At 42.0% G+C, this 6960-nt stretch carries 4 protein-coding genes; 2 read left to right on the plus strand and 2 right to left on the minus strand.

Features of this window, described 5'->3' with window-relative positions; translation table 11 throughout:
* Window positions 1-76: 76 nt before the first annotated feature.
* Both PSF09_RS08500 and PSF09_RS08505 read left to right on the plus strand, forming a co-directional pair.
* A complete protein-coding gene (locus PSF09_RS08500; protein WP_272683762.1) occupies window positions 77-334 on the plus strand; it encodes a hypothetical protein in 258 nt (85 codons plus the stop codon).
* Window positions 324-536, plus strand: a complete 213-nt coding sequence (locus tag PSF09_RS08505) for a helix-turn-helix domain-containing protein (RefSeq protein WP_272683763.1) — start codon at window positions 324-326, stop codon at window positions 534-536. Before PSF09_RS08500 ends, PSF09_RS08505 begins: the two co-directional genes overlap by 11 nt.
* Here the strand turns inward: PSF09_RS08505 and PSF09_RS08510 are convergent.
* Window positions 533-2335 carry a phage tail fiber protein gene (locus PSF09_RS08510; protein ID WP_272683764.1) on the minus strand — a complete coding sequence of 601 codons (1803 nt, stop codon included), beginning with the start codon at window positions 2333-2335 and terminating at the stop codon, window positions 533-535. The two genes, PSF09_RS08505 and PSF09_RS08510, sit on opposite strands and share 4 nt — an antisense overlap.
* A gap of 64 nt (window positions 2336-2399) precedes the next feature.
* The coding region (gene gpJ / locus PSF09_RS08515; RefSeq protein WP_272683765.1) for a TipJ family phage tail tip protein at window positions 2400-6960 on the minus strand (4561 nt) is incomplete at its 5' end.

The following is a 6960-nucleotide window of genomic DNA, read 5'->3' on the forward strand; positions in this document are numbered from 1 at the left end:
TTATATTTTTCCGACTGATCTTGATATAATCCTCCCTGTGGCTCACATATCATAAGACCTCACAATCGGAGGTTACATGAACAACAATCAGCTACTTTTACTTGCACTAAACTGTATCAATGAAAATAGAGAGCCATCTCACACGGAGCTGTCAAAGATTTACGTTTTTTATAGAACTGAGATAGATTACAAAGGTATTTCAATTGACGAGTTTATGCTGAATCAAAATTGGCAACTCGTTGAAGAGAAAAAGATTCTAAAAGCGATAAGCTTTATTGAAACGTATCTTCATCTGTCATCGGAAAAGGCTAAAGATAGAAAACATGTCGAATAAAACTATTGGTGAATTTATTAAGCAATTGCGCTTATCAAAAAATATATCAACTTCAGAAATAGCAAAGAATCTCACGATTTCTGAAGCTGAATATATAAAGTGTGAAAATGGTGAGTCATCTATCTACGTAGATGATTTGAAGAGTATTGCTGGTATGTTATCAGTTAAAGAATCAACATTGATAGAAAAATACATTGATTAGGCCTCGTTTTGGCCTTCCTGCTCTGCCCTTTCCGCTTCCTCTGCTGTACGCTTAGCTTCTTCTTGCGCTAATCGCTCTGCTTCTAGCTTAGCGAGTCTCTCAGCTTCAGCTTGCTTTTGATTGTAGATAGAATTGGATGGCATGTTTACACGAACGTCAATCCAGTGGCCACGTGGAATGTCACAGGGCGCTCCTGGTGTTAATTCTACTTTGCCGTCAAATAACGGCAGCGGTTCTTCATCTTCTCCTGCATCACGTAAAAACTCAGGATAAAGCTTAAAGCGCTCATATTGAATGTCTTGTGGTAGTTCGTGCGGCCTATACGACGTATACAGAACAATATCACCGTCTTCGTCCGGTTCAACGATATGAAGATCGAAAGGGTGCGGCGTTCCTTTTTCTAGCACATCATATTTAACGAAAACAAGTGGAAGCTGGTTAATACCGCATGGGATTGTGATGCCACCATTGATACCACCCCAACTAGCATCAGAGTGTAGACCAAGAACGCCATGCAACTGGTAAATACCTGTATGCAGTTTTTTGAGTGTTACACCTTCTGCCTCATCGTTTGGATCGACATGGTCAGCAAATACTCGGATAATCGGTGATGCTGCTTTTAAGTTACCGTTTGAGTCTTTTGTTGTATTTCGTGTAGTATACACCTGCATAGAGTTTACTGATGAACCATCTCCATATCCGACTTTAAATGACCCATCAGTGTACCCCACACTCATAGAGCTCCAAGTGCCACCTACTTTAGAGTAGGTTATGGGGGACCACACGTTACTATATGCGGAGGTATTAGCTGTATTTCTAAATATTTTAGACACAGTAGAAGGATGTTTGAAATGATACTCAATATCAACTATCGATAGAGCTAATTCCTCTCCTGACGACACGGTAATTTTCCAAGGCGAGTTGTCTGCGCCAGCAGTATTAGACCATCTGTGGAATAAAGTTCCCGCCCCGCTTATAAATATTTGAGCCCTTCTATTAGAGGCATAATTACTTTGGAGTCCTGCACCATTCGAGGGCCAGCCATCTTGATTGGCAGCTGCTGCATCAGAGTAAGAAACGAAACAGTTTCGATAATCTTTACCTAATCTTGCTTCTTTATCGGCGCCAAAGCCATAATCACCAACTAGCATTGCTGTACCTGAGCGATTTGGGATACTAACAAGGCCTAATGTTTTTTCGTCTTTATCCTTATTGGTTATACTGAGCATGGCGGCGTCAGATGCTGGATTAGTTTGAAGCATTGCATATGAACCATCCTGCTTAATTAACCTCAACGATGTCCAATCGTTTGTACCATGAATTCTTACATTAGTATGGTTGAAAGTAGTGGGACCTGTTACCGTGCCGCCCTTTTTATCAAACTTATCATCTAGCTGCTTATCCATTTCTTTTGTCGTGCGTAGCTGCTGAGTCGTTTGGTCTGGCAATGTCACAGTGATAATGCCCTGCTCTGTCATCCAGCGCATTAATATGTCGCTGAACTGCACATTCGCCCCATTCATCGACACAATTTTATTCATCGCATCGGAAACAGAATGAACCATCGTCGTGAGAATGACGTATTTTGCCCCCGTTGCTGCGGTTGGTAATGGGAAATTTAACGTGAGTTCAGTATCTGATTGAATCGACTGAATACTATTATTGTGAACCGTGGTACCAATTTGAATTTGTATTGCTTGCTCTGCGGATACACGATTAATGTTATTGAGCCATTTGGTTCCAGCACCGACTAATTTAGTGCTATTTGCTGTTGTTGTGACTGTGCCTGTGTTGTACATAGGATTCTCCGAAATTTAGATACAAAAAAACCGCAATTAAGCGGCCTGTTAATTATTATGAGGTTTAAATGGTTAGTGCTTTTACTGTCGATGTGCCAACTTTGAAAACTTCCACCCTCTTCAGATTTGAGTAACTCAAAATAACGCTTGCTGTTGCATTCGTATTTGGGTCGCTTTCTGTGGATACTGCACGAATATAGATATAACTCTTACCGCCTCGGGGTGAAACAGGCAACTGAATAGGGCCTGCATTGACAGTTAAATCTAATCCACCATTTCCTGTATATTTACCCGTTTCACTGTACGCAGTCGCTACACCTCCATTACCATCATCAACACCAACCTGAATTCGAACATATGCGGAGTATTGCCAGCCACCTTCTACCCTGGTCATTTTCAAGTTACACGCTAAATCTGCATCAAATACTCTGCTAAAAATTTCAGAGTTGATTTCAACTGCTTTTATCCACCCAGTGTTTAGCATTCCAACACCAAATGTTGCATTGCAAACTGTGCCTGTAATTTTCGTTGATGTTGAATAATACACATCACCCAAGATTTCTTTTGCATCAACGGTACCACTAAAATAACCGTCAGCACCCTCAATCCGACCGCGGAATATTGCATTGTTAAGCTCAACATCGCCATTTTTATCAATTTTCCAGCCATCATCCCCTGCTTTATAGCTATTAGACTGAATAACATTGCCAATTTTGGCATTAGTAATAGAGCCGTCTTCAATATAAGTTGGACCTAAAAACACTTGATTATTTTTTATTGCAAATGGAGTAACAAGTTGGCCATTAGCGTTATTAAAAATAGCAAATGTGTCTGCACTGAAGCCAATTAGCGTCTCAACCTCTCCGTTTTTAACGCTAGCTCCCATCATGAACTTAGCGTCATAGTATTGGCCGTTCCAATTAATGCCCGTTTTGATTGTGTAGATAGCAGAACCATTCCCTTTATGGTCGAAAACAGTTTGTCCACGCAATTCAATTGCCGCCTTGTTATCGCCGATTTCTGATTTAATGAGTTCGTTAACCTCCGCTTGTGACTTCTGGTTATCAGCAACAACCTTCTGTAGCGAGGTGATATTTGAATTCATATCGCCATATTGAGCATTAAGCTGTTCAATTTTTTGAGCAAATGCCAGTTCGTTGTTGGCGACAACCGTTTCAACATTTCTGATTGATGCTCTCGCCTTAAGTATTTCCGTGCCTTGTATATTGTGTTGTGCAGTTAATTGCCCTACCGTTTCAACATTAGCGCCTTCCATGTTTGCCATTGTTTGTTGAATATAGGCAATAAAAGCCTCATTATCCTCAAAACGGGATTCAGCCTGCTGATTAACTTCTGTGAGTGTTTTATCAGTTTCAGTAATAGCCGTTGTATTTTTCGTTACCGCTGCACTGATATTTGATAACTCCCCCTTGTTTTTATCAATTTCATCTTTGTTCGCGTTAATGTCTTTACCAAGCTCTGCACGCACTTGTTCTGTGCGCTCAGATTGGGCCTTATCTTTCTCCGCTATTGATTTACGAACATCAACAAATTCAGCTTCTGATTGCTCACGCTGCGCTTTTACACTCTCAGCTAATTCGGCTGTCGCTTGCTCATTTGTTGCTGTTGCCGTTGCAAGTCGGGTGACTTCGGATTTTGTTTTCAATAACTCTGAATTAGTTTCATTCACTTGCGCATTGGTTTGCATCAGTGCTTCAGAGAAAGAAAACTCAAGATTAGTGATAGTTTGATTGATATTCGTGATATAGCCGGTCATTTCACCGAACTGGGCTGTCGTCGATTGTTCAAACTTCGCTTGCGCTTGTTTTAAATCAGCTGTTGCCGTTTCGACTGTAGTGACACGGCCTTTGATGTTGCCGACTTCTTTGTTTGTTTCCCCTAGATCTGCTTTGACTTGACTGATTTGCTGTGCTGTCGCTTTCTCATAAGTCGCCTGTGCATCTTTAATATTCAGAATTTCAGATGCGTTGAAGTCAACTTTTGCTGTGATTTGCTCTTGCCAGCGAGCAGCAGCTTCTCTGTCAGTAACCTGCACTTGTTCGATGCGGAATATCTCAGCTCTGCGATCTGCAACTTCTTCTTTTAAGCTAAAGTGAACTTCAGTCGTAAACTTGGTGTTCATCATTACAGCTTCGTTAACAGCTTCTATCTCGCGATCAATACTGATAACTTTTTGCTTGAAGTCGTCATTGTCGATTTGTAAGTCTGATAGATTGTCTTTGTTGAAGTCGATTTGCTCCTGCAGTTTCTGACCAGCTTCGTTGCTGAGGAATTTATCACCGATAACTTCCAATATTTCATCAGCCCGATCTTCTGGCTTACCATTGGCTTCAACAAACTGCGACTTGCCTACGGGGTTCACGGTTCTGACATAAACGTAATATGTCTGACCAGCTTTAAGTTTCCTTCCTTGAATCACCCACATTGTGCCATTGCCAAGGTATTCAGCTAATAGCTCAACCTCATTGATATTAGCAATCTGCTTTTCAGAAAACCAAAACTCATACTGCAGGCGCAGCGCATTTTGTCCACCCACATGTGGGATAATACCCAAACTGAAAAAGCCCGGATCAATATCAATATAAGACGGCGGGGGCGGTGGGTTAATATCAAATGAGACTGAGGCTTGTTCGCCTTTTTGCCCATCTTTATTTTGCGGTGCGACAGAGAGCAAGTAATTCCCTTGCGGTAAATTACCAATGCGATAACGGTTTTCTTGGGTTTTCGCGGTACCAACAATACGCCCCGCTTGAGTTAGTTTGAGGACAAAATCAACACCTCTAACCGCCGTTGCGGTTGTCCAGTTGGCTTCCACTTGCCAGTTGTCACTATCTGCACTGACTTCAACAGAAAGGTTTTCAACTGGAGGAATGTAGCCGCCCAATGGCGTATCGGGCAACGGTTCAAATTTCACCCCCTGGTCAACCATAGCCTCTTTTTCGGGAACGTGCTGAACTGCAATAACACCGTAGGTGCCATCGCCTTTATCAGAAATCGTAATCGCCCTAAATAAGCGACGAGCCAAATCAGGCTGGCTAATACCCCATACCGATTTTGTGGCGACACCTTTTGGTACCGATTCAACTTTAATTTGATTGTTGCCTAAGTATCCTGTCACTTTTACGCGTTCATAACGCCCAGTGGCATTCATTAACGAAATAAATGCGGTACCGGATTTAGGTTTTGTTACTTCTCTATCAAGCGTTAAAATCTTTTGAGTGGCATCGATAGCTATGAGTCTACCACCAATAGAATCCTCACCCCCCACCCAGTCGTTATCCATAATTTCGATAATATCACCAGGAGTATGCCGCAGCCCTTCCGCGCCTACTTCAAACTCAACAGTTTGGGTCTCTAATTTTTCTGTCAATAATATCCACAGACCATAACGCCGAGCTTGTCCACGGCTTGTGCAGCCAAATGCATCAACTCGAAGCACGTTAAGGCCAAACTGAGCAGCCAATGCATCATCAGAGACTTGCTCAACACTGGTTTTCCAGCCGTTTTGCGGATCAATAAAACGTACTTCAATAACGGTATGACGGGCTTTTAATGGACTGAAGCTGTAGTGGAAACGACCATTAACCACGTTTGCATTTGTGTAAGGCCAAACAACATCACTAGGACGATCTTGAACAAATGTCATTTGTAGCCCGTTCCACACAGGCATGATGCGCATTATTGAGCACAGGTCACTGAAGTAATCATAAGCTTTTCGAATATCAGTAATATAGGCATTGCAGGTGACTCGAGGCTCTTTATTACCGAAGCCATCAGGTGCCAGTTGATCGCAATATTGACCAATAACGTAAAGCGCAAACTTATCAACCTCAGCTATTTTCAGTCTTTTACCTAGCCCAAATCGCTTCGTTGTTAATAAGCTATACAGTACCCATGCGGGATTATTGGTGTATGCAGGCTTAAACGTTCCATCCCAAATGCCACTATAGGTGCGAGTTTCAGGATCGTAATTGTTCGGCACTTGAACAATCAGCCCCCGAACTAAATAGTTACGTGTAGGATATTGATTACCAAACTGTTCACTTTCAAACGTTAGACCCGCGACTGCTGAGCCCGGATAGGTTTGATTAATATCGGTGATTTCGGTGTAACTTGACCAAATAGTATTATTTTGTAATTTATCGCTGTTGCTATCTGGCGTTATACGAACCATGCGAATGCTAAAAGGTGGCGGTGGCAACTTATCGATAATCACAGCCATTAGGTATGGGGAATTACTCCTTTTACCACGGATAGTGATATTTTTTTCAGTTACCCACGAACCATTACGTTGTACCTGAATTTGTAACTCAACCGATGTACCAACACGATCCCCATTATCTTTCACTTCAACCAACGCTTGGGTACCAAACGTTAACCGTAAGCGGTCAATGTTTCGTGAAGTTATTGTGCGAGTTACAGGTGTGCTTTTTTTGATTTCAATACTGACAGGGGTTTCACTTGATGACGATGAAAACCCCTCTAAGACTGGTTGCTCTAAAGTGCCTGACACCCACTGAGCAGTCATACCGTTTACATTACTGTTACCAGAGGAGTCAATAACGGGAGTATTATTAAGATAAACCCCCTTTAAATCGCCAACC

This window comes from Providencia sp. PROV141 (genome assembly GCF_028481645.1).
Lineage (GTDB): Bacteria > Pseudomonadota > Gammaproteobacteria > Enterobacterales > Enterobacteriaceae > Providencia > Providencia rettgeri.